This is a genomic window from Rossellomorea yichunensis (genome assembly GCF_032337515.1).
GTDB classification, from domain to species: domain Bacteria; phylum Bacillota; class Bacilli; order Bacillales; family Bacillaceae_B; genus Rossellomorea; species Rossellomorea yichunensis.
This window is the reverse complement of the sequence record NZ_JAVYAD010000003.1, coordinates 167,341-193,062: the sequence shown is the minus strand read 5'-3', so window position 1 is coordinate 193,062 and position 25,722 is coordinate 167,341. Positions and strand designations below refer to the sequence as shown.

At 42.0% G+C, this 25,722-nt stretch carries 23 protein-coding genes, 1 pseudogene, 2 riboswitches and 1 other annotated feature; of the genes and pseudogenes, 3 read left to right on the top strand and 21 right to left on the bottom strand.

Going from position 1 to position 25,722, the window contains the following annotated elements; translation table 11 throughout:
- Nucleotides 1-172: 172 nt before the first annotated feature.
- From RSX31_RS08790 to RSX31_RS08730, 14 genes and pseudogenes are all read right to left on the bottom strand, one after another.
- Nucleotides 173-406 carry an NUDIX hydrolase gene (locus RSX31_RS08790; protein WP_315634300.1) on the bottom strand — a complete coding sequence of 78 codons (234 nt, stop codon included), beginning with the start codon at nucleotides 404-406 and terminating at the stop codon, nucleotides 173-175.
- A gap of 67 nt (nucleotides 407-473) precedes the next feature.
- Nucleotides 474-752 carry a hypothetical protein gene (locus tag RSX31_RS08785; RefSeq protein ID WP_187443699.1) on the bottom strand — a complete coding sequence of 93 codons (279 nt, stop codon included), beginning with the start codon at nucleotides 750-752 and terminating at the stop codon, nucleotides 474-476.
- A 185-nt stretch (nucleotides 753-937) separates the two neighbouring features.
- Nucleotides 938-2,209 carry a PucR family transcriptional regulator gene (locus tag RSX31_RS08780; RefSeq protein ID WP_315634299.1) on the bottom strand — a complete coding sequence of 424 codons (1,272 nt, stop codon included), beginning with the start codon at nucleotides 2,207-2,209 and terminating at the stop codon, nucleotides 938-940.
- A 106-nt stretch (nucleotides 2,210-2,315) separates the two neighbouring features.
- Complete coding sequence (gene pruA / locus RSX31_RS08775; protein WP_315634298.1) at nucleotides 2,316-3,947, bottom strand: L-glutamate gamma-semialdehyde dehydrogenase; 1,632 nt, start codon at nucleotides 3,945-3,947, stop codon at nucleotides 2,316-2,318.
- A 39-nt stretch (nucleotides 3,948-3,986) separates the two neighbouring features.
- Nucleotides 3,987-4,904, bottom strand: a complete 918-nt coding sequence (locus RSX31_RS08770) for a proline dehydrogenase (RefSeq protein WP_315634297.1) — start codon at nucleotides 4,902-4,904, stop codon at nucleotides 3,987-3,989.
- 307 nt (nucleotides 4,905-5,211) lie between these two features.
- Complete coding sequence (locus RSX31_RS08765; protein ID WP_148996086.1) at nucleotides 5,212-5,727, bottom strand: MgtC/SapB family protein; 516 nt, start codon at nucleotides 5,725-5,727, stop codon at nucleotides 5,212-5,214.
- A 410-nt stretch (nucleotides 5,728-6,137) separates the two neighbouring features.
- The gene (locus RSX31_RS08760) at nucleotides 6,138-7,583 is read right to left on the bottom strand and encodes a spore germination protein (protein WP_315634296.1); all 1,446 of its coding nucleotides are present in this window, start codon (nucleotides 7,581-7,583) and stop codon (nucleotides 6,138-6,140) included.
- Between the two features lie 193 nt (nucleotides 7,584-7,776).
- Nucleotides 7,777-8,196 carry a CBS domain-containing protein gene (locus RSX31_RS08755; protein ID WP_315634295.1) on the bottom strand — a complete coding sequence of 140 codons (420 nt, stop codon included), beginning with the start codon at nucleotides 8,194-8,196 and terminating at the stop codon, nucleotides 7,777-7,779.
- A gap of 15 nt (nucleotides 8,197-8,211) precedes the next feature.
- Nucleotides 8,212-9,360: a KdpD-like non-kinase potassium sensor gene (gene kdpDN, locus RSX31_RS08750; RefSeq protein ID WP_315634294.1), complete on the bottom strand. Its 1,149-nt coding sequence runs from the start codon at nucleotides 9,358-9,360 to the stop codon at nucleotides 8,212-8,214.
- A 60-nt stretch (nucleotides 9,361-9,420) separates the two neighbouring features.
- Nucleotides 9,421-9,996, bottom strand: coding sequence for a potassium-transporting ATPase subunit KdpC (kdpC, locus tag RSX31_RS08745; protein ID WP_148996090.1), 576 nt, complete (start codon nucleotides 9,994-9,996; stop codon nucleotides 9,421-9,423).
- A 21-nt stretch (nucleotides 9,997-10,017) separates the two neighbouring features.
- Nucleotides 10,018-12,030: pseudogene (kdpB, locus tag RSX31_RS08740) on the bottom strand (potassium-transporting ATPase subunit KdpB); the annotation flags it as partial.
- Between the two features lie 132 nt (nucleotides 12,031-12,162).
- On the bottom strand, nucleotides 12,163-13,833 hold the full coding sequence (kdpA, locus tag RSX31_RS08735; protein ID WP_148996203.1) for a potassium-transporting ATPase subunit KdpA: 1,671 nt from the start codon (nucleotides 13,831-13,833) through the stop codon (nucleotides 12,163-12,165).
- A 22-nt stretch (nucleotides 13,834-13,855) separates the two neighbouring features.
- Nucleotides 13,856-13,930: a potassium-transporting ATPase subunit F gene (locus RSX31_RS23330; protein ID WP_397548089.1), complete on the bottom strand. Its 75-nt coding sequence runs from the start codon at nucleotides 13,928-13,930 to the stop codon at nucleotides 13,856-13,858.
- Between the two features lie 125 nt (nucleotides 13,931-14,055).
- Nucleotides 14,056-14,520 carry a hypothetical protein gene (locus tag RSX31_RS08730; protein ID WP_315634293.1) on the bottom strand — a complete coding sequence of 155 codons (465 nt, stop codon included), beginning with the start codon at nucleotides 14,518-14,520 and terminating at the stop codon, nucleotides 14,056-14,058.
- A 364-nt stretch (nucleotides 14,521-14,884) separates the two neighbouring features.
- Nucleotides 14,885-15,027: riboswitch (cyclic di-AMP (ydaO/yuaA leader) on the bottom strand.
- 240 nt (nucleotides 15,028-15,267) lie between these two features.
- On the opposite strand from RSX31_RS08730, the gene RSX31_RS08725 reads away from it, so the two are divergent.
- Nucleotides 15,268-15,636, top strand: coding sequence for a DUF2294 domain-containing protein (locus RSX31_RS08725; protein WP_148996093.1), 369 nt, complete (start codon nucleotides 15,268-15,270; stop codon nucleotides 15,634-15,636).
- Nucleotides 15,637-15,861: 225 nt separating this feature from the next.
- Here the strand turns inward: RSX31_RS08725 and RSX31_RS08720 are convergent, their stop codons facing one another.
- From RSX31_RS08720 to RSX31_RS08705, 4 genes are all read right to left on the bottom strand, one after another.
- Nucleotides 15,862-16,908 carry a DUF4030 domain-containing protein gene (locus RSX31_RS08720; RefSeq protein ID WP_315634292.1) on the bottom strand — a complete coding sequence of 349 codons (1,047 nt, stop codon included), beginning with the start codon at nucleotides 16,906-16,908 and terminating at the stop codon, nucleotides 15,862-15,864.
- A complete protein-coding gene (locus tag RSX31_RS08715; protein WP_148996095.1) occupies nucleotides 16,895-17,410 on the bottom strand; it encodes an RNA polymerase sigma factor in 516 nt (171 codons plus the stop codon). The genes RSX31_RS08720 and RSX31_RS08715 overlap by 14 nt, the downstream gene beginning before the upstream one ends.
- Nucleotides 17,411-17,778: 368 nt before the next feature.
- Nucleotides 17,779-18,534, bottom strand: coding sequence for a methyl-accepting chemotaxis protein (locus RSX31_RS08710; RefSeq protein ID WP_315634291.1), 756 nt, complete (start codon nucleotides 18,532-18,534; stop codon nucleotides 17,779-17,781).
- A gap of 190 nt (nucleotides 18,535-18,724) precedes the next feature.
- Nucleotides 18,725-18,809, bottom strand: a riboswitch (cyclic di-GMP riboswitch).
- 151 nt (nucleotides 18,810-18,960) lie between these two features.
- Entirely contained in the window at nucleotides 18,961-19,539 is a 579-nt protein-coding gene (locus RSX31_RS08705; RefSeq protein ID WP_187443700.1) for a GNAT family N-acetyltransferase, read from the bottom strand.
- 264 nt (nucleotides 19,540-19,803) lie between these two features.
- Between RSX31_RS08705 and RSX31_RS08700 the strand changes: the two genes are divergently transcribed.
- On the top strand, nucleotides 19,804-20,550 hold the full coding sequence (locus RSX31_RS08700; RefSeq protein WP_315634290.1) for a DUF2087 domain-containing protein: 747 nt from the start codon (nucleotides 19,804-19,806) through the stop codon (nucleotides 20,548-20,550).
- 22 nt (nucleotides 20,551-20,572) lie between these two features.
- Entirely contained in the window at nucleotides 20,573-20,923 is a 351-nt protein-coding gene (locus RSX31_RS08695; protein ID WP_282138890.1) for a GIY-YIG nuclease family protein, read from the top strand.
- 126 nt (nucleotides 20,924-21,049) lie between these two features.
- Here the strand turns inward: RSX31_RS08695 and ileS are convergent, their stop codons facing one another.
- The 3 genes from ileS to RSX31_RS08680 all read right to left on the bottom strand — a co-directional run bounded on the left by ileS (nucleotide 21,050) and on the right by RSX31_RS08680 (nucleotide 25,631).
- Complete coding sequence (ileS, locus tag RSX31_RS08690; RefSeq protein ID WP_315634289.1) at nucleotides 21,050-24,142, bottom strand: isoleucine--tRNA ligase; 3,093 nt, start codon at nucleotides 24,140-24,142, stop codon at nucleotides 21,050-21,052.
- Between the two features lie 51 nt (nucleotides 24,143-24,193).
- Nucleotides 24,194-24,449 (bottom strand) — a binding site (T-box leader).
- A gap of 282 nt (nucleotides 24,450-24,731) precedes the next feature.
- Complete coding sequence (locus RSX31_RS08685; RefSeq protein WP_219927342.1) at nucleotides 24,732-24,821, bottom strand: putative holin-like toxin; 90 nt, start codon at nucleotides 24,819-24,821, stop codon at nucleotides 24,732-24,734.
- Nucleotides 24,822-25,148: 327 nt separating this feature from the next.
- Complete coding sequence (locus RSX31_RS08680; RefSeq protein ID WP_315634288.1) at nucleotides 25,149-25,631, bottom strand: Lrp/AsnC family transcriptional regulator; 483 nt, start codon at nucleotides 25,629-25,631, stop codon at nucleotides 25,149-25,151.
- Nucleotides 25,632-25,722 lie beyond the last annotated feature (91 nt).

Genomic DNA, 25,722 nt, shown 5'->3' with positions numbered 1-25,722 from the left:
TCAGCATGACATTCGTTTTAGCCCTTAAAAAGTTGCTCATTCATTACGCTAATTGAATAGATGTTTTCTTCTAATAAGTTATTAATTATTTGTTTTAGTACATGCGGTTCTCGTAAATCCTCTTTTTCAAATGCTAAAAGGTCATTCGTTTTTATCCATCTGCTGTCTGTAATTACATCTTCTTCAAGATGTAAGATACCTCCAGTAACCTCACCAATAAAATGACTTGATTGTTCGTATTACTAATAAAATTATATACCCCTGTCGTGCCAATCAGTTTTACATCTAAACCCGTTTCCTCTTTGGCTTCCCTCCTAGCTGAATAAAAAATATCCTCTCCATACTCTATATGCCCACTCGGAAAGTTCCACTTATGGATGGCATTGGGTTCATTTTCTTTTAACATTAAGACTTTATCATGATTAAAAATTGATATACTTGCCAGTATAACGGAATACTCAAATTTGAGATATTCAATATAAACTTACTGTGGATTCGTTAGTAAATCCGAGTATTTGGTATGAACCTTTGGGTACTTGATGACCTATCTCTGTCTTTGTAGCCGGTAAATCCTTAACCAACCACAAGAATCCATTTTGAAGTAAGTCTTTATGAATAGTCAATGGACTTTGAAGAGAAGTTGCCATATCTATGATTTCTCTAGGAACAATTTGCTTTTCGTTTATTTTTCCTTTATTCAAATGGAGATAACCCCAGTATGCTAACTCTCTGGTTGATAAATACATATTCATTTTGTCACCTTCAATGCTATCACTAGTCCTCCAATCTTCATCCCATTCATATAAGTTTCTTTGTTAAATCGACCTTAGTAAAATGGCTCTTCACACCTGTTGGTTTAAATAAGGTATATCCTACATTTACATCTTTCTTCCCAATACATACCCCATTGAAATAATTTTTTACCAGGCTATGATGGTCAAATCCCCTTCAAAGCATCCTTATACCGCTGATAATACGCTTCCACATTATTCAACAACAACAACTCCGTATACAAATATACCTTCATATTAAAGTCATTAAAATCAATCGTAGTCAGTTCCTGTATCTTTTTGATCCGATAATTCAACGTGTTCGGATGGATGAACAGTTCATTAGCGGTCTGTTTACCCTTTCCGTCATTTGCCAGGTACACCTCAAGTGTCTTAAGAAGGTCTGTCTGTTTCTTCACATCATTCTTAATCAATACCAACAAGTCATCACTGTAATAGTCCTTTGATGTGTTTTTCTCATAGAGCGTTGGCAAGTATCGATAAATGCCCAATTGAGCAAATTCCCGCGGCATCGATTCAGGACGCGGACTTATGAAGTTGGCCGTTTCAATGACTTCTGACGCTTCCAAGAAGCTCTTTCTCATTTGATATAACGTGGTGTATTCCTTCCCGATCCCAATCAGGAAGTGGTAGAATTCTTCTTCCCCTGTTTTTTCTTTCACCTTTTCGACTAGATCTCTGGCTAGTTCCAGGGAGGAAGATGGTGTGTCTGCTTTGCCGTAGAGAACGAGGATCACCTGGTATTCCGTTCGTAGTGAATAAATCTTTGTGTTGAAGCTGGATTCCTGGACCAGCTTCTCCAATTGGTCGAGCATAGGCTTATAGTCCGACGATGCGATCGAGTACACCGCTACCGTGAACCGTTCAGGCAGGGTCAACTTAACGAGTGATGCATCATGGCGGAGCTGGCTTTCACTTCCGTACTCGTGCTGTAGGAGATGCCACAGTACTTCTTCTTTTCTGTCCTTTTTGATATTGACCTTTGCGAACATATCATTGATCAGGTTTCCAAGATGAGCGGAGATTTCTTCAAGGAAAGCGAGCTCTTCATTTTCGAGAAGACGGTTGGATTCCTGAACCCAAATATACCCCATCGTGTTTCCCAAGTACTTGGCGGCAATGACGACGCGCTGGTGAAATCCTAACTCTTCCATCGCCTGTACCCGGATCGGATCCGTATGTTTCTCGAGCTGGTGGACGATGCCCTCTTTTTTCAGTCGATCGATGATGAAGACCGGACATTTTTTCGTGAGGATTGTCTTTAACTGTGTTTGATCGAACTTATTAGAAGAGGAACTGTATGAAATCAGTTCAAAATTTTTGTTTTCAATGATAACGGGATTGCCCAATTTTGAGCTGATCAATTCCGTTGCTTTATGAATATCTTCTGTTTGGAGGATGATATCAAGTGCTTCCATAGGAATCTTACCTTTCCACGAGTGTTTGTGATTCCTATTATAGCGTTAAATCCCTCAATAAAAAATGAAAAGCTCCCCCGTGTCGGGAGAGCTTTTCGTGTTCGATTTATTCCTCATCCATAAATGGATAGGTAATGTCTGTTGTTGGAGCAAAGTTTTCTTTGATGATACGAGGACTGGTCCAGCGAATCATATTGAAAATAGAGCCTGCTTTATCGTTTGTACCAGAACCGCGTGAACCGCCGAATGGTTGTTGGTTGATCACGGCACCTGTTGGTTTATCGTTGATGTAGAAGTTACCAGCTGCACCGGATAGGCGGCGTTCCAAGTGCATGATCGCTTCACGGTCTTGTGCAAAGATCGCACCCGTTAAGGCATACATGGAAGCAGTATCCACTGAAGTCAGTGTTTCTTCTAATTGTTCGTTTTCATATACATAGATCGTCAATACCGGTCCGAAAATTTCTTCGGTCATCGTTTTGAAGTTTGGATTTGTTGTCACGATGACAGTCGGTTGAACGAAGTATCCAACAGAATCATCATACGTACCGCCTGCAATGATTTCAGCTTCTTCAGAATCAGCCGCATAGTCGATGTAGCTTGTGATGGAATCAAAGGCAGGTTTATCAATGACCGCACCCATGAAGTTCCTGAAGTCTCTGACATCCCCTACTTTAAGCTTCGCCGTTTCTTCCACGACACCATTCTTCACTTCTTCCCACATGCTTGCAGGGATGTAAGCACGGGAAGCTGCTGAACATTTTTGACCTTGGTATTCGAATGCACCACGAACAAGTGCAGCGACTACTTTGTCTGCTTGAGCTGTTTCGTGAGCGAAGACAAAGTCTTTACCGCCTGTTTCCCCAACTAAACGAGGATATGATTTGTAGTTTGTGATGTTTTCCCCTACTGTCTTCCAAATCGTCTGGAACACGCTTGTGGATCCAGTGAAGTGGAATCCGGACATGCGTGGGTCTGTTAAAACGACCTCTGAGACTTGTGAACCGCGGGATGGGACGAAGTTGATAACGCCTTTAGGCAGTCCAGCTTCTTCCAGGATACGCATAAAGTAGTAGTTTGATAGTAGAGCCGTTGTAGCCGGTTTCCACACAACTACGTTCCCCATGATGGCAGGAGCTGACGGCAAGTTTCCACCGATGGCCGTGAAGTTGAATGGAGAAATCGCTAGTACGAAACCATCTAAAGCACGGTACTCCAGGCGATTCCAGATGTTCTTCATGCTGTCCGGCTGCATTTGATAGATTTGGTTTGCATAATCCACCCCAAAGCGTAAGAAATCAGCTAATTCTTGTGCCGCATCGATTTCCGTTTGGTAGGCTGTTTTGGATTGGCCTAACATTGTAGCCGCATTGATGACATCACGGTATGGACCAGAAATTAAGTCAGCCGCTTTCAAGAAGATGGATGCTCTGTGCTGCCATGGCATATTGGACCAAGAATCCTTCGCAGCCATTGCTGCTTCCACTGCATCTCGAAGCTCTTTTTCTCCAGCTTGTGAATAGGTCGCCAACACATGTTTGTGATCATGTGGCATCACTACTTGCTTCACTGTATCTGTCTTGACTTTCTCGCCATTGATGATGACCGGGATCTCAACCTCGATACCAGATTGGCGTTCTAATTCAGCTTTTAACGTTTCTCTTTCTTTCGTACCTGGGGCATATGTATTGCCAGGCTCATTTGTAGGTGTTGGGATGTTGTAAATTCCGTTACTCATTCTCTTCACATTCCTTTCTGATTACATTCTGTCTGGATGTTACTTGCTGAAGATTCCTTTTAATGCGAATGCGATGTTTGCCGGCCGTTCCGCCAGACGTCGCATGAAATACCCGAACCAGTCCTCGCCATATGGCAGGTAAATGCGGACGGTGTATCCTTTTTCCAACAATTCGGACTGCAGTTGGTTCCGCATTCCGTAAAGCATTTGAAACTCGAAGCGGTCATTCGGGATATTGTGTTCTTTCACTAATCCGATGGTGTAATCGATGATCGCTTCGTCATGGCTTGCAATCGCTGTATAATGGCCGTTCAAGAGCTGCTTCTTGATGAGATGCTTCAGATTCTCATCCACCTTTTTCTTCTCCTGGAACGCCACTTTACCCGATTCATTATATGCACCCTTCACAAGCCTCAAATAAGGGGAGAACTGATTGAGATCATCCACATCCTTGTCTGATACATAGAGATAGGATTGGATCACCGTCCCCACATTGTCGTACTTTTGACGGAGCTTCTTGTAAACGTCAAGGATGGCATGGCACCTCGAGGAATCCTCCATATCGAGAGTGACCGTGATTCCGCTTTCATTTGCCTTCTCTAGAATCAACTCCATGCTTTCCATGACAAGATCTTGACTGATATCCAACCCCAGGGAAGTCAGTTTGACAGAGATTTCAGTCTCCAGCCCATGATAAGCAATGGCACTGATACTCTGGATACATCCTTGGACATTCTCCCGCACCACCTCTGTGGAATCGACGAACTCACCAAGATGATCGACCGTAACCTGGAATCCCTCCTCGTTCAATTGAGTAATCAATGGAATCGCTTGGACAAAGGTCTCTCCACCCACAAGCTTGTTAGCCCCAAATCTTGACCCCCACCGTTTGGCCATCTTATCCAATGCCTTGTTGTGGGAAAGAAACAAGAAAAAACGCTTACTGATTGCTTCCATGATTACAACACCTCCTTATAGTGACTGTTACCTCAAGACCGGGGTGATTAAACGAAGAATTTAAATCTTAAGACAATTATATCGATAAGCATCGACACGAAACAACGTGCTCCAGCCACAATAATTTCGGTAATGATTTATGGTGTAAACACAAAAGGAGAGATGTTGAATATGTAATCAAATGAAAAAACAACTAGCTTGACATGGAAACTGCATTCGAAATACAGAGGAAGAATCCCTGTAAAATTTCTCATATCCCCATCAAGTAGTTGTTGATCTCTAACACCTATCCATTTCAACCCTACATTTATTCCTCATTCTCATCATTTTTCTTCCGCAGTTTCGGCAGACTCATCGCCTTGATTTCCCGTTCTTCAAAGAAGTTTCCGATCCTCGTCATGATGAACGTGACGAGAGTGGCGAAGATGACAATCGAGTAAAACCCTGCGCCAATTCCGATTCCTACACCCCCCACGTAGAAAATCATCGCCGCAGAAGTGAGGCCCTTCACCCGCAGACCGTCTTTCAGGATCACGCCTGCACCTAAGAATCCGAGCCCTGATACAATCTGGGCAGCCAGACGGAAAGGATCCATCATTTTTCCGCTATCCGGCTGACTGAGCATCTCTGCGCCTTCGATCGATACGATTGTGATCAACGTACATGCCACTGACACATACGTATAGGTTTTTAATCCAGCGGGCTTGTTCTTCGCGGATCGGTCCCATCCGATGATGAATCCCAAGACCGCGCTCACCACAATCCGGAAAAAGATGTCATGCTGCCAGAAGAAATTCGTTGCTTCATTTATATAATCTGTCATCCCGCCATCCTCCTTATATGAAAAAGAGACCCCTCCACGAAACGAATGCAGATTTTCTCCTCCTACTATGAAAAAATCATACAGTTCGCTTCATAAGTGTCTCTACTATACCTTCTATCAGGATTCGTTTCTAAGAATATTCTTTTTATCGTACACTCATTTTTCACTCTTTTCAATGAATAAAGTAAAATTTCTGTAAAATGCCGGTTTTCGCAGAACTAGCCTCATTTCTTTATTGCCGTGCTAACATTCATCCCAATTTAGCGAATCTATGAGAAGAGAAAAATAATAAACATCCAGCATCCCAATAAAAAGACTGGATAAAATGACCGTGATCTATTATTGTGCCCTGGCCCTCGGTACATTAATTCTCCACCGTGCCGAGGGTCAATACTTGCACATTGCTACAATCAATCACCATCTTCAGTATAAGAATGCTTGCTATTAGTAAGCTTCTGTAAATCTTCTCGATAAAACGTATCCTTCAATTCCTGCATCTTAAAAGGAATGATAGGTGAAAGATAAGGAACACAGACCGATTTCAGACTCACCATATACAAAATTAGAATGGTTGTCCCAATGATGATTCCATTAAATCCAAAAAAATTAGCCGTTATCAAAAAAAGTATCCTTAAGGTGGAATCAGGTTCCACCAGTCCTCTGTTAGCTCCCAAGAAACTGGAAAGAGCGGTTATCCCTATGACGATCAGACTGACTGGGTGGATCAATTTGGCGGTGACCGCCGTTTCGCCAATGACGATCGTCCCGATTAATGACACCAATATGACCGCGCTTTGCGGAAGACGAAACGAAACATCTACTAATATTCTTACCAAGAATAAAAGAATGGCGATTTCCCAAAAGGTTGGCAATAGTTCATCGTCAGAAATGATTGCTTTCGAAATCTTGTTTGGTAAGTCATCTTTATGAAAATTTGCTAACGCTATGTAAACCGCTGGCAGGTACACTCCTAATAGAAAGGCGATAAAACGGATGATTCGGCTCGTAAATTTGCCCATTGATATGTGATAATCATCAGGTGCTTGAATAAAATCGATAAATAAAGCAGGAGCTATAATGGCGAAAGGGTACCCGTCCACAATCACTACCACTCTTCCTTCAAATAAGGAAGAGACTGCCCCGTCAATTCGTTCTGAATGTCTTAGCCGGGAAAAAATAGACCTTGGCTTTCCTTCTAATACATCCTCCAATACTCTTTCACTAAGGACATACTTTAAGTTGAGACTATTTAACCTCTTTTTGACTTCTTTTAATATCCCTTTATCGACAGTGCCTTCTATATATAAGATGGAAACAGATGTTGGTGAAGTGGTGCCAATTTCTACTGTTTCCACACACAAATCCGGCGTTTTTAATGAACCTCTTATCAAATTGATATTTGTTTTCATCTTTTCTGTTAATCCAATTTGCGGACCTCTTACTGAACGTTCTCCAATTGACGCTTCGACACTTCTTTCTGCCCACTTGGGAGATGGTATAAGGATGCCTTCTCGAAACCCGTTAACCAGTAATACGGTACTTCCTTGTACAATCGCATCGATCAATTCTTGATACTGAGAAGTGGTTTTCACATCTGCAGATTCAACTATTCTTCCAATGATTTGATCGATGAGTGTTTCATTAAAATCTTCTGCCTTGAATGATTCTAATAACGGTCCTACCACATAATCCTGAATAAGATTTGTATCGATAATTCCGTCTAAGTAGACAATATTCATTTCTAGGGAACCTTCGCAGCCAGACTTTATATTTCTTACGATAAGGTCAGATGTATCGTGAAAGGTGTTCTTTATGTTTTCGATGTTTTCTTTTAGGTACATTTCTATTTTAGGCATCCTTCATCCTCCCTAAAGTTAGTATGAGGAGTTGACAAGATACTATACTTTGTGGAGGAAACCTAATATAACAAACGTTAATACAATATAAGTGTACCTTTCAGCATACAGTAAAATGGTACACTTATCTGTGTGCATTCTTGACCTGTTGGTTTAATTTTTCCTTTATGCTCTTTTTCCGAGAAAATCACTTTCACAACTTATGTTCGTCATTCAACATCTGCCTGAAACAATAATCAATGATTTCTCTTCTTCTGATGATCCCTATAAAGTGATCCTGATCATCGACTACCGGAACAAAATTCTGTTCCATAGATTTGGAAATGATATCTTCCATCTCAGCATCTATATGAATAGGTTGTTGCTGCCTGTGCAAAGGAATGTCAGAGAGCATTACCTTACTGGTATTTTGAAACGTGAGTCCGGGGGTGTTTTTTATTTTCCATAGGAGATCCCCTTCTGTCAGGGTCCCTGCATATTTCCCATCCTCACTGATCAGCGGGACTGATGTGTAACGATGATACTCCATCTTCTCGAGTGCCTGCCTCATAGTCGATTCATATTTAATATAGGCAACGTCCCTTTTGGGAACTAAGAAAAAAGCGATATTCAAATTCCGACCTCCTCTTTATCTTCCATCTGCAACGATGTGTATATCGATATTCGTTGTTTCCCTCATGATCATGTTGACGATAGATCCTTTTCTTATTTCCTCCCATCTGGTTCTGGCAGACTGCCCTAGTAAGATTTGGGTGACGTTATATTTTTTGGCGACTTCGATGATGACAGCAGCAGGCTTCCTGTTTTGTTGTTCTTCGAATATCAATGTGGCATTAAACTGTTCGGCAAGCATTTTCCATTCTTTTATTTTTTGCTCTCTAACATGATCTGCATGGGATAATCTCTCTGAAGTAATGTTCAAAATATATAATTCTGCCTTCAGGCGATGTGCCATCCTCCAGCCTCTTCTTATCAGCTTTTCCGCCGTGGGTCCGTAATGGATACAAACCAGTATTTTCTCGTTCACTCCGATGGGTCCATGCTGGAGATCACCGCTTATTTGTTCAATTCTCTCATCAACATCATTTGCAATCTCCCTTAATGCCAGTTCACGAAGTGCTGATAAATTTGTTGTGGTGAAGAAATGGGTTAAACTTTGTTCAATCTTCACGGGAGCATAAATTTTGCCTTCCCTCAGCCTCTTTCTTAAGGCTTCAGGTGTCACATCTATCAGTTGGATTTCAGCGGCCTTTTGGACAAAGGTATCCGGCACTCTTTCTCTTACTTTCACACCTGTTATGTGCTGGACGATATCGTTCACGCTTTCCAGGTGTTGAATATTCACAGCTGACAGGACATCGATTCCGGCCTCGAGGATCAAAGCTACATCTTCATATCTCTTTGAATTGATGGAACCTGTTATATTCGTATGGGCAAGTTCGTCAACAAGGACAATATCCGGTTTTCTCTCAATGATTCCTTCAACATTCAGTTCGTAAAATTTCTTTCCTTTATAATTCATGATCTTTAACGGTACCTGCTCAAGATCTTTCAGTTGAGCTTCCGTTTCTGCACGTCCGTGGGTCTCGATGAATCCAATCACCACGTCTTTTCCTTCCTTTTTTAAATCAGCAGCGTCCTGAAGCATTTTATAAGACTTTCCCACTCCAGGTGCAGCACCGATATATAATTTCAATTGCCCTCGTGTGGATTCTGTGATTGTCTGGAGAATTTCTTCAGGGGTCCTTCTCCTGAAATAAGGATGATCCGTTTCCACTCCTGTTCACCTCCAAGCAGGATGAGACCCCGACCAACAAAATTGTCAGGGCTCTTCCGTTTATAAAATCTCCTGCAGGTCGAGATTAAGCATGAGCACATTGACACGCTCTTCTCCGAAAATCCCCCATTCCTTCCCTTTGGTGTTCTTTTCAATCAATTCCTTCAGTTTCTCCTTCGAAACACCAGTCATCTCTGATATTCTGTTCACCTGCGCTAGTGCACCTTGAACCGAAATATGAGGATCAAGACCTGAGCCTGAATCTGTCACGAGATCGACCGGAACTTCACTGATCGGTGTGTCCGGATTAGCTTTTTTCCACACTTCCAATGATTCCTCTGTTCGGTTGATCATATCCTCATTGGATGGGGCATAGTTATTGGATCCAGAACCTGAAGCATCGTATTCGATGGCGGACACCCTTCCATGAAAGAAGGTTGGATCACTAACGTTTTGCCCGATCAATTCCGATCCCACCACTTCATTTCGATCATTATAAACTAAACTCCCATCCGCCTTATCCGGCATGATGGCCTGTGCTATCCCTGTTGATGCCAGTGGGTACACCAGTCCCGCGAGCACCATGATGGTAAAGCTTGATCTGATAATCGGACCGGCAAGTTGGCTATGCTTCATTTTAATCTCCCTTTCTCACATTTATATAAATAATGAAATCGTCATATCGATCAGTTTAATTCCTATGAAAGGCACCAGGACCCCGCCAAGACCATAGATCGTCAAGTTCCTTCCTAATAATGCATTGGAACTCATCGGCTTATATGCGACTCCTTTCATGGCAAGTGGAATCAACAATGGAATGATGATGGCATTAAAGATCAGTGCTGAAAGGATAGCCGATATCGGCGTTGACAGCCCCATTACATTCAATGCTGTCATCTCTGGGATGGCGAGCATGAACATGGCAGGGATGATCGCAAAGTATTTCGCGATATCGTTGGCGATACTGAACGTAGTAAGCGCCCCCCTGGTCATAAGCAATTGCTTCCCGATTGAAACCACTTCGATGATCTTTGTCGGATCCGAGTCCAAATCAACCATATTCGCCGCTTCTTTTGCGGCTGTGGTCCCGCTGTTCATAGCAAGCCCCACATCTGCCTGGGCGAGTGCAGGGGCATCATTCGTACCGTCACCTGTCATCGCCACCAATTTCCCTTGTGACTGTTCATATTTGATCACTTCAATTTTGTCTTCTGGTTTACATTCAGCGATAAATTCATCAACCCCTGCTTCCCGTGCAATCGTCGCAGCCGTCAATGGGTTATCCCCTGTTGCCATGATGGTTTTGATCCCCATTTGACGGAGTTTAGCAAACCGTTCTTTCATTCCCGGTTTCACGGTATCTTTCAGGTAGATCAATCCATAGATTCGCCCTTCCACCGCTACGGCCAATGGGGTACCGCCTTCACGTGCGATTTCTCTCGCCCCTTCATCCAGACTTGCCGGGATTGTACCACCTTGCGCTTTCACCCACGCCTTTACGGAATCGACAGCCCCTTTACGCACCTGGCGACCGTCTGTCAGATCCATTCCGCTCATCCTCGTCTCTGCTTTAAATTCGATGAACTGAGCGTCTACTGCAACAGAAGCATCGAACTTGCTTCCTTTCTCTTTCAGCAGTTCGATGATGGAACGTCCTTCTGGTGTTTCATCTTGTAACGAACTGATTCCCGTCCAGTAGAAGAGCTCTTCTTTTGATGCATCCCCAACCGGTATAAATTCACTCGCCATACGGTTACCGAATGTGATGGTACCGGTCTTATCCAGAATGATGGTGTTGATATCCCCCGCGGCTTCCACTGCCTTCCCTGACATGGCGAGTACATTGAACTGAGTCACACGGTCCATGCCCGCAATCCCGATTGCTGACAACAGTCCCCCGATGGTTGTCGGAATCAAACAGACAAGCAGCGAAATCAACACAGGAATCTCCAGGGAGAACCCCAAATAGTCCGTAAAGAATGGAAGAGTGACGACAACAATCATGAAAATCAGGGTCAAGCTTGTCAAAACCGTATTCAAGGCTATTTCGTTCGGGGTCTTTTGACGCTCTGCCCCTTCCACCAATGAAATCATACGGTCTAAGAACGACTCACCCGGATTGCTGGTGATTCGGACTTTAATCTGGTCACTGACGACTCTTGTTCCACCGGTGACGGAATTGAAATCGCCGCCGGCTTCCTTGATAACAGGAGCAGATTCCCCCGTGATGGCGGACTCATCCACCGAGGCAAGCCCTTCAATGACTTCACCGTCACCGGGAATCATTTCACCTTGGTAGACAACGACTACGTCCCCTTTTTTAAGAGAGGTAGAAGCCACGCTTTCTGTTTTCCCATTCCCTTTAAGAAGATTGGCCGACATTTCCTGTTTTGACTTTTTCAATGAATCGGCCTGTGCTTTCCCTCGCCCTTCTGCCAATGCTTCAGCAAAATTTGCAAACAGCACTGTAAATAAAAGAATCAGGCTGACTGTTATATTGAACCATGGTGCCACATCACTGTTGCCGAATGCATCAGGTACAAAACACAGGATCAATGTAATGATGAATCCAATCTCCACTACAAACATGATCGGGTTCTTCACCATGATTCTAGGGTCGAGCTTGATGAATGAATCTTTCAGGGCCTTCATGACCATTTCTTTATCCATCATGTTGTTTCCGTCCTTCTGTTCATTTTGATTGGAATGCTGAGGAGGAAGACCTTTTCGCTCTTTACCTGGAAACTCAGCAACCTTATGTGTCTCTTTCAGTAATGGATTTGCCATTTCTTCCACTCCCATCTACAATGTCAGATATTCTGCTACCGGGCCCAATACAAGTGTCGGGAAGAACGTTAGCGCTCCGACTATAAAGAACGTTCCAATAAGGATCACACCGAATAACGACGTATCCGTTCGGAAGGTTCCTATGGTCTCGGGTACCATTTTCTTGGATGCAAGCGACCCGGCAACAGCAAGCATCGTGACTAGTCCAAAGAATCTTCCAATATACATGACGATTCCTGTCGAGATGTTCCAGAATGGAGTGGCATCTCCAAGTCCTTCAAAGCCCGAACCATTATTGGCAGCGGATGACGTATACTCATAAACCACTTGGGAAATCCCATGAAAACCGTTGTTAGAAATGCCTTCCACCCCAAGAGGAGTGTAAAGGGCAAGAGCAGATGCCCCTAATATTAAGAGAGGATGCATGAGCATCGTAATGGCAATCAGCTTCATTTCTCTGCCTTCGATTTTTTTGCCTAAGAATTCCGGTGTCCGGCCAACCATCAATCCTGAAAGGAACACAGCGATCATGGCGTACATGACCACATTGATGAAGCCGGCCCCCACCCCTCCGAATACTGTGTTCAACAACATATTGGAAAGGGCAAGCATCCCTCCGATAGGGGTTAATGTATCATGCATCGTATTCACTGCACCTGTTTCCGTTGCTGTCGTGACCATGGCATAAAGGATCGATTGACCGGTACCGAACCGCACTTCCTTCCCTTCCATACTGCCTTGATCGGTCTGGATCCCCATGGCATTCAGTGCCGGGTTTCCTTGAGATTCATAGAATAGGGCCGTTGAAAGGAACACAACGAAAACCATAACCATCGATACAAACAGGACACGTCCTTGCTTTGGATTCCCGACCATCTTTCCATACGTAAAAGGCAGGGCGGATGGAAGCAGGAACATTAACAGAATCTGAATAAAGTTGCTGATGGCATTCGGATTCTCAAAGGGATGGGCGGAATTGACGCCGAAGAATCCTCCACCATTATTCCCAAGTTCTTTAATGGACAAGAACGTTCCGACAGGACCACGGGCGATTTCCTGGCTACCACCTTCAATCGTGTTCACTGTAACCGATGGCTCCAACGTTTGTGGGGTCCCTAACGCTATGAAAATAAAGCCAGTGACAAAGGCGATCGGCATGAGAACACGAGTAATGGCCCTGAATAAATCGACAAAGAAGTTACCGATTTCAGCACCTGTCAGCCCTCTTACAAAGGCGATGGCTACCGCCAAAGCCGTTCCCGGTGCGGCGAACATCATGAAGAGAATACCGATCATCTGTCCAAGGTAGGAAAGACCTGATTCCCCGCTGTAATGCTGAAGATTTGTATTGGTCATAAAACTGATCGCTGTATTAAAGGCAAGGGTGGGATCCATTCCAGGATTGCCACTGGGATTCAATGGCAGGACCCCTTGCATTCTGAAAACAAGATAAACAATGAAAATCATGAAACCGTTCGTGAAGACAAGCTCCAATGCGTATTGCTTCCAGGTTTGATTTACTTTTTTTATTCCACTGACCTTGAAAAGTAAATGTTCAAATGGACCAAAAATTTGGTCTAAAGGCGTATGATTATAGTCGAACGCCTTTGCCAAATAGACTCCGGCCGGCTTTGCAATCAGAATCATTGCCGCCAATGTAATGATGATGGATAGAATGGTCGTCATCACCTGTGATACCCCCAACTAATTAGAATTTTTCAGGATTGAATAATACATAAAATAAATAAAGTGTAATAACTGCCGTTACACCAAGTAAGAGCATCATGAGTCCTTACCTCCTCGATCCACCACAGTGGAGGACCAATTGGCAACCCCCGACATTAAAACCGGGAGAAGGAAGAAAAAACCGATCATTATGAAATCCAACATGTGTAAAACCTCCTGATATTATCTTAGAAAACACGAAACATTCCTGCTTTTTGTATACACGACATATCTTGCACCGATTGACTGATAAAGGCGCACTGGATAACCATGGACACCCGTGACCACTATGATTGGTGCGGACGTACTGTTTTGAATGATTTTCATCATCGATAACGTATCTGAAAAGTGACTTTCAAATACGATGACCTTATTGAAATGATTTCGATGATCGAGAAATTCTTCATATTGACCTAGCCCCATGACATCTTGAAACCCTCGCCCCTTCAGAACTTCGACAACTTGTGGAATGGATGAAACAAAACAGCAAGCATGGGATCTATCTAAGCAATCCTCTATTTCCTGCAGCATTTCCCAAGTGGGGATATAAACAAGCGTTGTACCCTTTTGCCGTTCTTGAATGAACACATTAATCCTCCTTCCAAATGCAGTCATCACACCTCTACCATTCCTTACTACAGAGATCATTGAGGCACACCCTAGAAAAAGACATGGACGGTCATCCAAAAGATCCCCTTACAGGAAGAAAGATCCACCTTCAGAAAACAAAAATAGACCAATGCTCACTTTTCCCCCAGTATGACAGGCAAGAGCAAAGATGAATCAGCATCCTGAAAGAATGCGATCCTCTGACATCTCTTGTTCATCTGAAGAAAAAGTACACATTGGTCTACTTAACGCCTAGCCGGCTGTTATAGCCTTCTATGCATTCTGTCTTCCATGTTCACTTCTTCAAAATAGGCATAATAAAAAGACCTACTTATTAGTCAAGCTGCCCCTTTTGCCATTATGAAAACAACAAAAAAAGCCCCCTGAAAAAGGTGGTCTTTATGACCTCCTTCGCTTTAGCCGACGAAGTTAGCTGACGGGTAGGATGGCGAAAGAGTTTTAATCTCATCCCTTCTACATACGTAGAATTAACCCCACTTGATTGGGTCCTCCGTTCTCGTTTCCGAGACTAGGCCGAAATATTGAGCTGTGCTTTACAAGGAATATATTACTCCCGGCTTATTGAATTTGTAAATTATTAAAAATCTCTAAATCTAGCTAAATAGGTTTATTTTTCTAACGAAAATCATCAAATACTCTAAATCTCTAACTGATTCGAATTATTTCAGCTATTTTATTCTATGAAAATTAATGATTGACAACTTTTAACACGTCTGAGTAAGATAATCCTTGAAATTGATCTGATAGTGGCAAGGGGGAGAAAACGTGAAAATCTCTAAACGACGATTAGAAGCTGAATTAAGCGAAGCCTTCATAAAAATGCAAAGAGAACTGATCGGCCGCGGTCCACAGGAAACCCGAACATACATCTTAGAGGACATGGTCATTGCAAGGTTCAAGGGCGTGTTAACGGTTGAAGAAAAACACCTTGTCGAGCACGATAAAGGTAGAGTCCTCGTGAAACAAATGCGTCAGGTATTGCGGGAAATGTACAGCCAAAACATCGAAGAGATAGTAGAACAGCATACAAAATGCAAAGTCCTGTCGAGCCATAGTGACATCAGTACGAAAATGGGAGAGCGTATGGAGGTATTCGTACTCGATAAGAATCTTGAAAAGCAGTTAGAAAATTAAACAACTGAATGTATATTTATAAGTAAATTCGAAAGTTTCTATTATCTCTTTATAAATATAGGAAGCCCTGAATCTATCGAGCCGCATCCTCAAAGATTCAGGGCATTAAAGATTGTTACCCTTACACCGGTGACTGAAGAAGCTAGGGAACTCCAACCCCTTACTGTTGAATCTAATTCCACTATCCCTACATGCCACCTTCGCTCAGAGGGTCTGACCTCAATTTCAGCTTGTGATTTCCACAAATGATTCTCCATTCTTTAATAAGAATTGAATGGTATACTCGTCATTACGAATTTGCTCTTTCGTTTCTGGTAAAGCTAAATATTCTTGTACTGCTTTTTCAATTTCTTCAATATGTTCTTGAGAAAGTGGTTCATCCAAATCCGTTTTTATCCATACATAAGAGTGTCCTTTCTTCACATTGTACGATAGTCCTGCCAATTGATAAGTCGATTTCCCTGCCATTGCGTCATATATATCAGATGAAATAAAGGACCAACGATTATCTTGCTGACGATGTTCTAAGTTGAAAGTATCCACCTCAATACCTTTCACATCTAAATTTTGTAATTCTATTTCTTTTTCAATATCTGCAATAATTTCCTTTGACTCTTCAATATGGTCGGGCATATCAATTGTGACGATTGTTGTAGCGTCAGTTCCCTTAATTCCCGCTAACTCATACTCTGCCTCTTCGGCATATCCATAGGATGCGAATACTTCCTTCACAATCTCCCGTACCTGGTCATAAAGTTTTTTAGAATCTTCGCCTCGCTCATTATTGGGAACTTCAGGTGCTTCGATAATCTTTAATTCGTACTCGTCATACCCATTTTCATATAGATAATTTGTGATCTTAGATTCAAGGTCTTCTTTTGCTTGCTTTAATGTAGATTCTTTCAAAACGAGTGAAATTTCAATGGTGAATGGAGATGGTGTTGTCCCTACGGAATTAACAGTGTATCCTTCCTTTTCGACTAATTTAAAGAGCTTAGATGTTAAATCAGGATTCTGTTGTCCATCTGACACATTAGGAGTGATAGAAATTGGTAACACTTTCTCTACAATACTTGCCATCGTCGTTGAGTAGAACGGAGATATGACAATAAAGAGCATACACGCTGCTGCAATCCAACCATATTTTTTAAAATGGCTCTTTTTATTTTTATATGTACTCTTCATTATTTTACTTCTAAGTTGTTCTTTCGATTTGTCTGCTATCTTAAATTGGTCTTCTAATTCTTTAAATTGATCATTAGAGTATTTCATCGATTATCCCTCCTTTACTCAATACCTTCTTCAATTCAACTAGCGCCCTTTTTAACGTCATTTTCACTTTACTTTCTGACCAGTTTAAAACAATAGCTGTTTCTGCTGTTGAAAATTCTTTTAACTTCCTTAAAATGATGACATGCCTATAAGAAGTTTTTAATTGTTGAATGGCTCTATATAATTGTTCAGATTCGAAATTCATTTCTACGATTTGTTCAGGTAGCGGCTTGCAGTCTTTCTCTTCCATTGTTAAGCCCAGATAGTGTTTTAACGGATTTTTCTTTCTAAAATAGTCCTTTGTTACATTATGAGCAATAGCAAATAGCCACGTTTTCACAGATGATTTCCCTTCAAATTGCTGTTGACGCCTATATGCTTTAAGAAAGGTCTCCTGTGTTAAATCCTCTGCTTGTTGATAGTCTCGTACCATTAAAAGTATGTAAGTCAGGATTGACTCTCCATATTGATTAAACCATTCATTTAATTCTTGTTGCTCCAAAACTGTTCCCCCTTTTCTTATACACTTAGACGCAAATGAAAATAAATCGGTCACGTTTTAAATAAATTTATAAAAAGAAATAGAATCCATTAGGAATATCACTTCATAAAAAAAGCATTTATCCCAAGTTGGAACAATGCTAGTTCATCTTAAATAAATCATTAAAATCCAAATCTAAAATTGGGTCAGTCACCAACCCTTTAATCCATCACCGTGCAGACAGAGTGGGGACGGTTCCGTCTTAACCTTTCCCTTACGACCGTCCCCGGTTTGCATGGGTTGCATTTAAAGAGCCTATTTAACCATAGTTGTTCAGAACACGCTCTTTATATTCTCCTAATATGTAACACAGCACCCGCTACCTACACTTACTCTTTATTTGTAGTAAGGTTTTCTAACTTGTTAATGGTTTGATCAATTTCATTTTTAGATTCTGTAACAATTCTTTGTAAGTCTTCTGAAATTTGATTAACTTTTATTAGTTCATTTGTAATATTTTCAATGTTAGCATTAACCTCTTTAATGGCATTATCAGCATTCACAGAGAGCTTCCTCACTTCCTGGGCTACTACATTAAATCCTCTTCCGTGTTCACCCGCTCTGGCTGCTTCAATCGCCGCATTTAAAGAAAGCAAGTTTGTTTGAGAAGAAATATTTTTTATCGATTTCGACGTTTCATCAATTAATTTAATTTGTTCCCTTAAAGACTCTAACGCTTCTACTTTTTCATTAGAATTGTCCATAACTGAGTTAACTAGATTATTCGGCATGCTCTTTAATTTGGAAATGATCTCTATCGTTGTAGTTTCCCTTTTTGTAATGTCTGTGGCAATTTTCAGGACTGCATGGACAGAACCCTTTCCATCTAAAATAGGAATATATGTTGCTTCCAGCCAAAGTTTGTTTCCCTGTCTATCAACTCTTTCAATTTTTTCTTGAGATTTTTTCCCTTGCCGGAGGTTGTCCCACAACTCTGTATATTCTTTGCTTTGGCTATATTCCATCGTGCAGAACTGTTTGTGATCCATCCCTTGCATTTCCTGTACCCGGTAATTCATTGCATCGGCGAAGTTATCATTTACCCAAATTACCTTTCTGTCTAAGGAGAACTCTATCATAGCCAAATTTGTTTCAAGAGCTAATAGAACATCCTTTATATCTAAAACTTGGGTGCTTGCCTAACTAGTTAATTGGTTCATATACGTATCCCCTTCTTTTGAACATTTGCTTATGTACTTCATTATTCATTCATCTTTAGGTTTCTGGGCATAGAAAGTAACGTTCAATAATAAAAAAAAGCTAATCAAACAGTAAAGTTCAATTAGCCGGTTGCGCTAGTTGCTCCCCGATTATCCAAGCGCCCACATACAGATAACCATTCATCGCATCTAAATTAATATATTTAATATATCGACACATTCAAAAATATATTTAGACTACAAATAGGTGAAGAAATAGATGATGGTAATTATGGATACAGTGGGGACGGTTCCGTCTCTACTAGATTCCCGAAAAGTGGAGTAAGAACCGTCCCGGTTTGCGCAGACACTCTAAGATGTCATTCCAAACGTGCCTCTTTTCCGGACAGTCTTGAATCCTATACGTTCATAAAGCTTTATGGCTCCGGGATTGTTTTGATTCACGTGGAGGACGACGGATTGCATACCATCTTGTCGGAGGTCTTCTAAGCATTTACAAGTCAATACAACAGCGATCCCTTTTCCCCTCCACTCCGGAATCACACCCACTTGAATGATATACCCGATTGTATCAGTCTCCTGATCGGTTGCAATGAAACCTACCGCCTGGTCATTGACAGTTACGATATAGGACCGTTCCGGTAGAAAATCAGAACCGGACGATATCCACTCCACCCACTTCTCCCTGGGCCACCCTGGAAAACCGGGACGGTCCTTGAATGAAGCCTCGTAAACTTCATAAAATGGCTCTTTCAATGATGGTGACCAACTTTTGAAAATAAATGGAAATGGTGTTTCGATTTTAGGGATGTCCGTTAAGGAGTGTTCCATCACATATTCTTGGAATACCAACTCATAGCCCTTTTGTTGGTATTCCTGAATGATATCATCTGTTATGTTTTCACATTTAATGTTCGTCACGTCGTTCATCCATTTCGGCCTCCGTTCCATTACATACCTTGATAATCTGAAGATACCACGCCCGTTGCATCTGGTCCAGACTGTGATTGGATTTTTGGGTAAGTCTGCTGATCGATCTATTTGGTGACTTTTAAATGGAGGAACATTAACACCCCATTTGACAAATAACAAACAATTTTATATTATGTTTATAAATTGACAAACATATTTTAAATACGTTTATATAGTAACAATTAATTCGTTAAAGATAAAAAGAATAGGATGTGTTAAGGAATGGAGCTTTCCAACTTGTTTTGGAGTGCCTCTTTGGAAGAAATGAAAAGGGGGTTTATCGAAGAAGAAGATTCCTTTATTTGTCTTATGTGCGGAGAGATCATTGAAAAAGGCATGGTCTATCCTTACGAAGATAAATTTTACCTCGCTGAAAAATATATGGGTGTTCACATTGAACGTACGCACCTGTCTGTATTTGATTATTTAATTGGAATGGATAAAAAGCTCACGGGTCTGACCGAGCACCAAAAACGTTTATTGACCCTCTTTTATCAAGGGAAAAATGATAAAGAAATCAAAGAAGAACTGGATATCGGAAGTGCGTCCACTATCCGGCATCACCGGTTTGCTTTAAAAGAAAAGGAGCGTCAAGCCAAGACCTTCCTGACCATGATGGAATTGCTGAAAGAAAAAGATGAAAATGCCCCGACGTTTGTCCATGTTCATAAGACAGCCACCATGGTGGACGAACGGTACAATATTACACAGACCGAACAGGATCAAATCGTGAAGAAGTACTTCTCTGACGGTGCATTGACGAAATTCCCCCCAAAGGAAAAGCAAAGGCTGGTCATTCTTCGTGAGATTTCGAAACAGTTAAAGAAAGACGAAGTGTACGAGGAAAAAGAAATAAATCAAATATTAAAAGGCATTTATGACGATTATGTGCTCATCAGAAGATATCTCATTGAATATGGGTTTATAGACCGTAAATCAGACGGAAGCAAGTACTGGTTAAAGAAGTAAAGAACTAACAGGAGGTCTAAACATGGATCGAAAAAGAGAGTTAAAACAACAGTATAAAGAAACACCGGTTGAAGCAGGTGTCTTTCAAATCTTGAATCAGCAAAACAATAAAATCTATATCGGAAGGACGAAAAACCTGAAGACCCTGAACGGGATCAAGTTCATGCTCGAAAACAATGGATTCACCACCAGCAAAGCGTTACAAACCGAATGGAACCAGTACGGGAAAGACGCTTTTACATTCGAGCTGTTGGAAAAACTGAAAAAGAATGATGATCCATTTGTCACTGAAAAAGAAGCTCTGGATGAGTTGGAAGAAAAGTGGTTGGAGAAACTGCAGCCGTATGGAGAACGAGGGTATAATCAGAAGTAGGTACGATGATCACAATATAATCAGCCATGAAAAAGCTCAGAATATTTGATCTCTGAGCACTCCATATTCTCAAGACAAAATAAGGGCTTACCCAAACTCGGATAAGCCCTAAAATGGTTATGTTGATCACACTTCTACAAATATCCTTACGCAGTCACCATCAATCTCGACTGTCTTCATGCTTTCTCTTTTCTCAAACACCATGCTCTTAATTAAGAGGCTGCTTTGCAGTAAATCTTCGAATTGCTCCAGAACATCTTTCATTGATATATCAACATCCAGGACAAGATTCACACGCTCTTCCACAGCAAGATTCAATTCTTTTCTGTATTGCTGGACGGCGCGAACAAGCTCCCGGGCCTTCCCTTCTTTACGCAAATCCTCTGTGATAGTTGTATCCAGGAAAACACTGAAGGTTGTGTTTGAAGCCATTTCCAACCCTTTATGTGTTTTTTTATGAACGATGAGATCATCTTTCTCGACTGATACCTTTTCCCCGGTTGGAGACTCAAAGTCAAGATGCCCTTGTTCTACAACCTTGCTTGCTTCTTCATGATCTAACGATTGTAAATGTTTCTGCACAAGGCCCACGAGCTTACCGAGTTTCGGACCGGCAGTCGGGAAGTTCAGCTTTAATTCATATTGCACGGAATCTCCTGCTTGGTCCTGCAATTGTACATTCTTTACATTGATTTCATCTTGAATGATGTATTCATACTTCCTAAGTAATTCCGTATCTTCCATCTCTCCCACTACCGTTAGCCTGGATAGAGGCTGCTTTGTTTTGATATTCGTCGTATTACGGGCAGATCGGGCAAGTTCGACTACTTGTAAGACGCGATCCATTTCCGTTTCCAATGCTGGATTGATGTCTTCTTGATTTTCTTTAGGAAAATCAGCCAGATGGGCGCTTTCATTGGTCAAGTTTTTGTGGATATCCTCTGCAATGAACGGAGTGAATGGTGCCAGCAACCGGCCTACACTGACTAATACTCGATTTAATGTGTGGTATGCTGCCAATTTATCTTCATTCAACCCTTCGCTCCAGAAGCGTTCACGTGATCTGCGGATATACCAATTACTCACCTGATCAACCAGGATGGATAATTCTCTTGCTCCTGCGGTAAAGTCATATTGATCTAAATGGTCCGTTACGTTTTTGATAACCGAATTCAGTCGTGATAACATCCACTGATCGAGTAGAGACGGGGTTCCAGCCTCGTGTTTATGAGGATCGAACCCATCGATCACTGCATACAGGGTGTAAAAGGAATGAACGTTATTCAGCGTGTCCACCAGTTTCGATTTTGCCTGGCTGACGACGTTTTCTGAGAAGCGTTTGTTATTCCAAGGGGCACTATCTGCAAGCAATGCCCATCTGAGAGCATCTGCCCCAAACTTCTCAACGAGATCCATTGGATTGATGACATTCCCTTTACTTTTAGACATTTTACGTCCGTCTTCATCCAGTATGTGCCCGAGTGATAGAACACGCTTATATGGAGCTTTCCCTGTGAAGAGGGAGGAAACCGTCAACAGACTGTAGAACCAGCCCCTCGTTTGGTCCACTCCTTCGGCAATCACATCTGCCGGGAATTGTTGATCAAATAACTCTTTGTTTTCAAATGGATAATGATACTGTGCAAACGGCATCGAACCACTGTCAAACCAGACATCGATGACTTCTTTCGTCCTGTTCATTTCATGGGAACAGGACGGACATTCCACGATGACTTCATCGACATATGGTTTATGAAGTTCAAGATTGTCCTGCCAACCCCTGATCGCATGTTCTTTTAGATCCTGAATGCTTCCCGGGACATACTGATGATCACATTCCCCGCAAACCCAAACGTTTAGTGGTGTTCCCCAATAACGATTCCTTCCCAGGTTCCAATCCACCATATTTTCAAGGAATTTCCCAAATCTTCCTTCTTTCATATGTTCCGGATACCACTCGACGGATTGATTGTTCTTTAAGATGGTCTCTTTTATGGCCGTTGTCTTGATGAACCAGCCTTCCATTGCGTAATAGAGGAGGGGTGAGTCACAGCGCCAGCAGTGTGGATAGCTGTGTTCATACTTCTCCTTGGAAAAGAGAAGATTGCTATCCGAGAGCATCTTGATGATCTTCACGTCGCTGTCCTTTGTGAATTCTCCTGCAAGAGGCGCGAATTCGTTGGTATAACAGCCTTTTTCATCGACAATATTGACAAAATCCAATCCGCTTTCTCTGATGGCATTATAATCATCTTCACCGTGAGCGGGAGCCAGATGAACAATCCCGGTTCCGCTGTCATCGGTCACAAACGATGCCGAAATCACTTCATGCCCGCGGTCAAGCGTGAGATTGTTGAACGGCGGCTGATACGAAACCCCTACAAATTCGTGCCCTTTATGCTCACTGACCATTTCGAAGTCGTCTCCCAACACATCGTTCACAAGGTTCTTTGCCAGGATATACGTCTCTTCACCCCGTTTGGCTTTCACGTAATCCACGTCTTCATGGACGGCGAGCGCAACATTGGCAGGAAGCGTCCAAGGTGTTGTCGTCCAGCCCAGAAAGTATTCATGCTCTTTTCCTTCCACCTTGAATTTAGCTGTCGCGGATAAATCTTTTACATCCTTATATCCTTGAGCTACCTCATGGGAACTGAGGGAGGTTTGGCAGCTCGGGCAATAAGGAGCGACCCGATGCCCTTGATAGAGCAACCCTTTCTCATGGATTTTTGAAAGAATGTGCCAGACACTTTCGATATAATCATTCTGAAGGGTTACATAGGGATCATCCATATCAACCCAGTATCCAATTGCCTCCGTAAAGGTGCGCCACTGCCTCTCATAATCGAACACACTCTTTTTACATTCTTCAATGAATTTCTCAACACCGTATTCCTCGATTTCTTGTTTACCGGACACGCCGATTTTCTTTTCGACGCCCAATTCCACAGGGAGACCGTGTGTGTCCCAGCCTGCCTTACGTTTGACTTGATATCCACGCATAGTCTGATACCTTGCGACAAAATCTTTGATCACACGCCCCAGAACGTGACCGGCATGTGGTAGCCCATTGGCAGTCGGAGGTCCTTCATAGAAGACGAACGACTTTTGCCCTTCACGGTTTGCCACTGACTTTTCAAAAATATGATTCGAATTCCAGAAATCCTGGATCCGCTGCTCTCTTTCGACCGACTTTTCGTTTACATTCACCTTTTTCATGTCATCACACCTCTATTTTTTTGTAAATAAAAAAACTCGTCCCTAACCAATGTTAGGGACGAGTTTCAACCCGCGATACCACCCTGATTCTATCCATAAACTCGATTTCAAGTTTATTTGACAGCGCTCATTCAACGTACAATCATACGCGTTCCTTTTAACGGCGGAAACCCGTCAAAGCTTAAAGTACCTTCAGCTTTGCTTCTCGGAGAGGATATTCAATATGATCTGAACGTTGACTTCCACCAAATCGTCAACTCTCTGTAGAACAGATTCCATACCTACTCGTTCTCGTCATGGAATGTAAGTGATCCAATATATGTTAGAACAAATGTAAATGATACAAGTTAAATTTGTCAATATTTTTATTTTTTTATTATAGACGGTGCTGCATCCATTTATTCACTATTCTTTACTAACGTATTAACTTATGTATATAATAAAAATAGTTAAGTACACTAAAAAAGGAGCCTGACGGCAATCAGGACTCCTCCACAACATAAACTGCATCGAAAGTGCAGCGGCTCACTTTAGAGTCAATCGAAACGAAGTAATCATCAATGATCCTCATGAGCGGTGGGGACGATGGTTACTTCTTTTTTTGTGTAACCGCGACAATTGCTACAATCAATGTTCCAAAGGCAATCATGATTTGTAATACATCTCCTACAGCAATCATTAGCGTATCACCTCCCTTCACTCGGGAGTGTGAGCCGCTACCCCATCTTCCGTATTATGTTGTGTACTCTCATTATATCATAGGCATTCGATTGATTACGCCCTTCCGAATGGACCAGTCCGGAAATTCGTAAGGGGGGCCATGCTCGTCCTCTATTCTGTTTATAAAGGTAATAGGACAGAACGACAAAGAAATCGGTAGATCGGAATGAGTGGAGAAGCTGCAACAAGATATATGATCCAACCTCATCATAAACGGCCGGGTCTGCCCCACAGCATTCCGCCAATGGGCTGTGTGGCAGACCCGTAACCATTTCCTCCCGGGATTTTAGCTTTCCCACTGTATCGGCAACACCGTAGAATCCTTGATCTCCCTTAACGCAAGGCTCGTCTGAATCTTCGTGATCCCCATTTCATTCAGCCTTCTGATAAAGAGCTCCAGCCCCTTGCGATCCTTACAGGCCACCTTTAAGAGATAATCATATTCCCCGGTCAAACAATGACATTCCAGGACTTCTTCCATGGATTCCAATGTCTCTTCCACTGCTTCCAACTTTTCTGTTCGATGTTCATTCGTGCTCATAAATACGAAGCATAATAAGTCAAATCCCAGTTTTTCATGGTTTAGAATGGCTACCTGCTTTTTGATATATCCTTCCATTTCCAACCGTTTGATTCTTGCGTGTACGGCTGGCGCTGATAAATTGACCCGCTTCGAAAGTTCCAGATTACTGAGTTGCCCATCCTTTTGAAGCAAATCCAATAGCTTGAGATCCATTTGGTCCAAAACCCTGCTTACAACCGTCTCCATGCTCCATCCACCCTTTTCAATTGTTCCAAAAACCACTGATAAAACGATGTATAAATGAATTTTCATAATCTAAATAGCTATTAAACTTTCA

Excerpts from the sequence above, each read along its gene's own strand:
- RSX31_RS08695 (WP_282138890.1), top strand. The coding sequence starts at position 20,573 with ATGGATCGAAAAAGAGAGTTAAAACAACAGTATAAAGAAACACCGGTT.
- RSX31_RS08790 (WP_315634300.1), bottom strand. The coding sequence starts at position 406 with ATGTTAAAAGAAAATGAACCCAATGCCATCCATAAGTGGAACTTTCCG.
- RSX31_RS08680 (WP_315634288.1), bottom strand. The coding sequence starts at position 25,631 with ATGGAGACGGTTGTAAGCAGGGTTTTGGACCAAATGGATCTCAAGCTA.
- RSX31_RS08730 (WP_315634293.1), bottom strand. The coding sequence starts at position 14,520 with ATGATCTCTGTAGTAAGGAATGGTAGAGGTGTGATGACTGCATTTGGA.
- ileS (WP_315634289.1), bottom strand. The coding sequence starts at position 24,142 with ATGAAAAAGGTGAATGTAAACGAAAAGTCGGTCGAAAGAGAGCAGCGG.
- RSX31_RS08760 (WP_315634296.1), bottom strand. The coding sequence starts at position 7,583 with ATGCCTAAAATAGAAATGTACCTAAAAGAAAACATCGAAAACATAAAG.
- pruA (WP_315634298.1), bottom strand. The coding sequence starts at position 3,947 with ATGAGTAACGGAATTTACAACATCCCAACACCTACAAATGAGCCTGGC.
- RSX31_RS08720 (WP_315634292.1), bottom strand. The coding sequence starts at position 16,908 with ATGAAATACTCTAATGATCAATTTAAAGAATTAGAAGACCAATTTAAG.
- RSX31_RS08785 (WP_187443699.1), bottom strand. The coding sequence starts at position 752 with ATGAATATGTATTTATCAACCAGAGAGTTAGCATACTGGGGTTATCTC.
- RSX31_RS08780 (WP_315634299.1), bottom strand. The coding sequence starts at position 2,209 with ATGGAAGCACTTGATATCATCCTCCAAACAGAAGATATTCATAAAGCA.
- RSX31_RS08770 (WP_315634297.1), bottom strand. The coding sequence starts at position 4,904 with ATGGAAGCAATCAGTAAGCGTTTTTTCTTGTTTCTTTCCCACAACAAG.
- RSX31_RS08765 (WP_148996086.1), bottom strand. The coding sequence starts at position 5,727 with ATGACAGATTATATAAATGAAGCAACGAATTTCTTCTGGCAGCATGAC.
- RSX31_RS08700 (WP_315634290.1), top strand. The coding sequence starts at position 19,804 with ATGGAGCTTTCCAACTTGTTTTGGAGTGCCTCTTTGGAAGAAATGAAA.
- kdpC (WP_148996090.1), bottom strand. The coding sequence starts at position 9,996 with ATGAAGCATAGCCAACTTGCCGGTCCGATTATCAGATCAAGCTTTACC.
- RSX31_RS08705 (WP_187443700.1), bottom strand. The coding sequence starts at position 19,539 with ATGAACGACGTGACGAACATTAAATGTGAAAACATAACAGATGATATC.
- kdpA (WP_148996203.1), bottom strand. The coding sequence starts at position 13,833 with ATGACGACCATTCTATCCATCATCATTACATTGGCGGCAATGATTCTG.
- RSX31_RS08685 (WP_219927342.1), bottom strand. The coding sequence starts at position 24,821 with ATGATTGCTGTAGGAGATGTATTACAAATCATGATTGCCTTTGGAACA.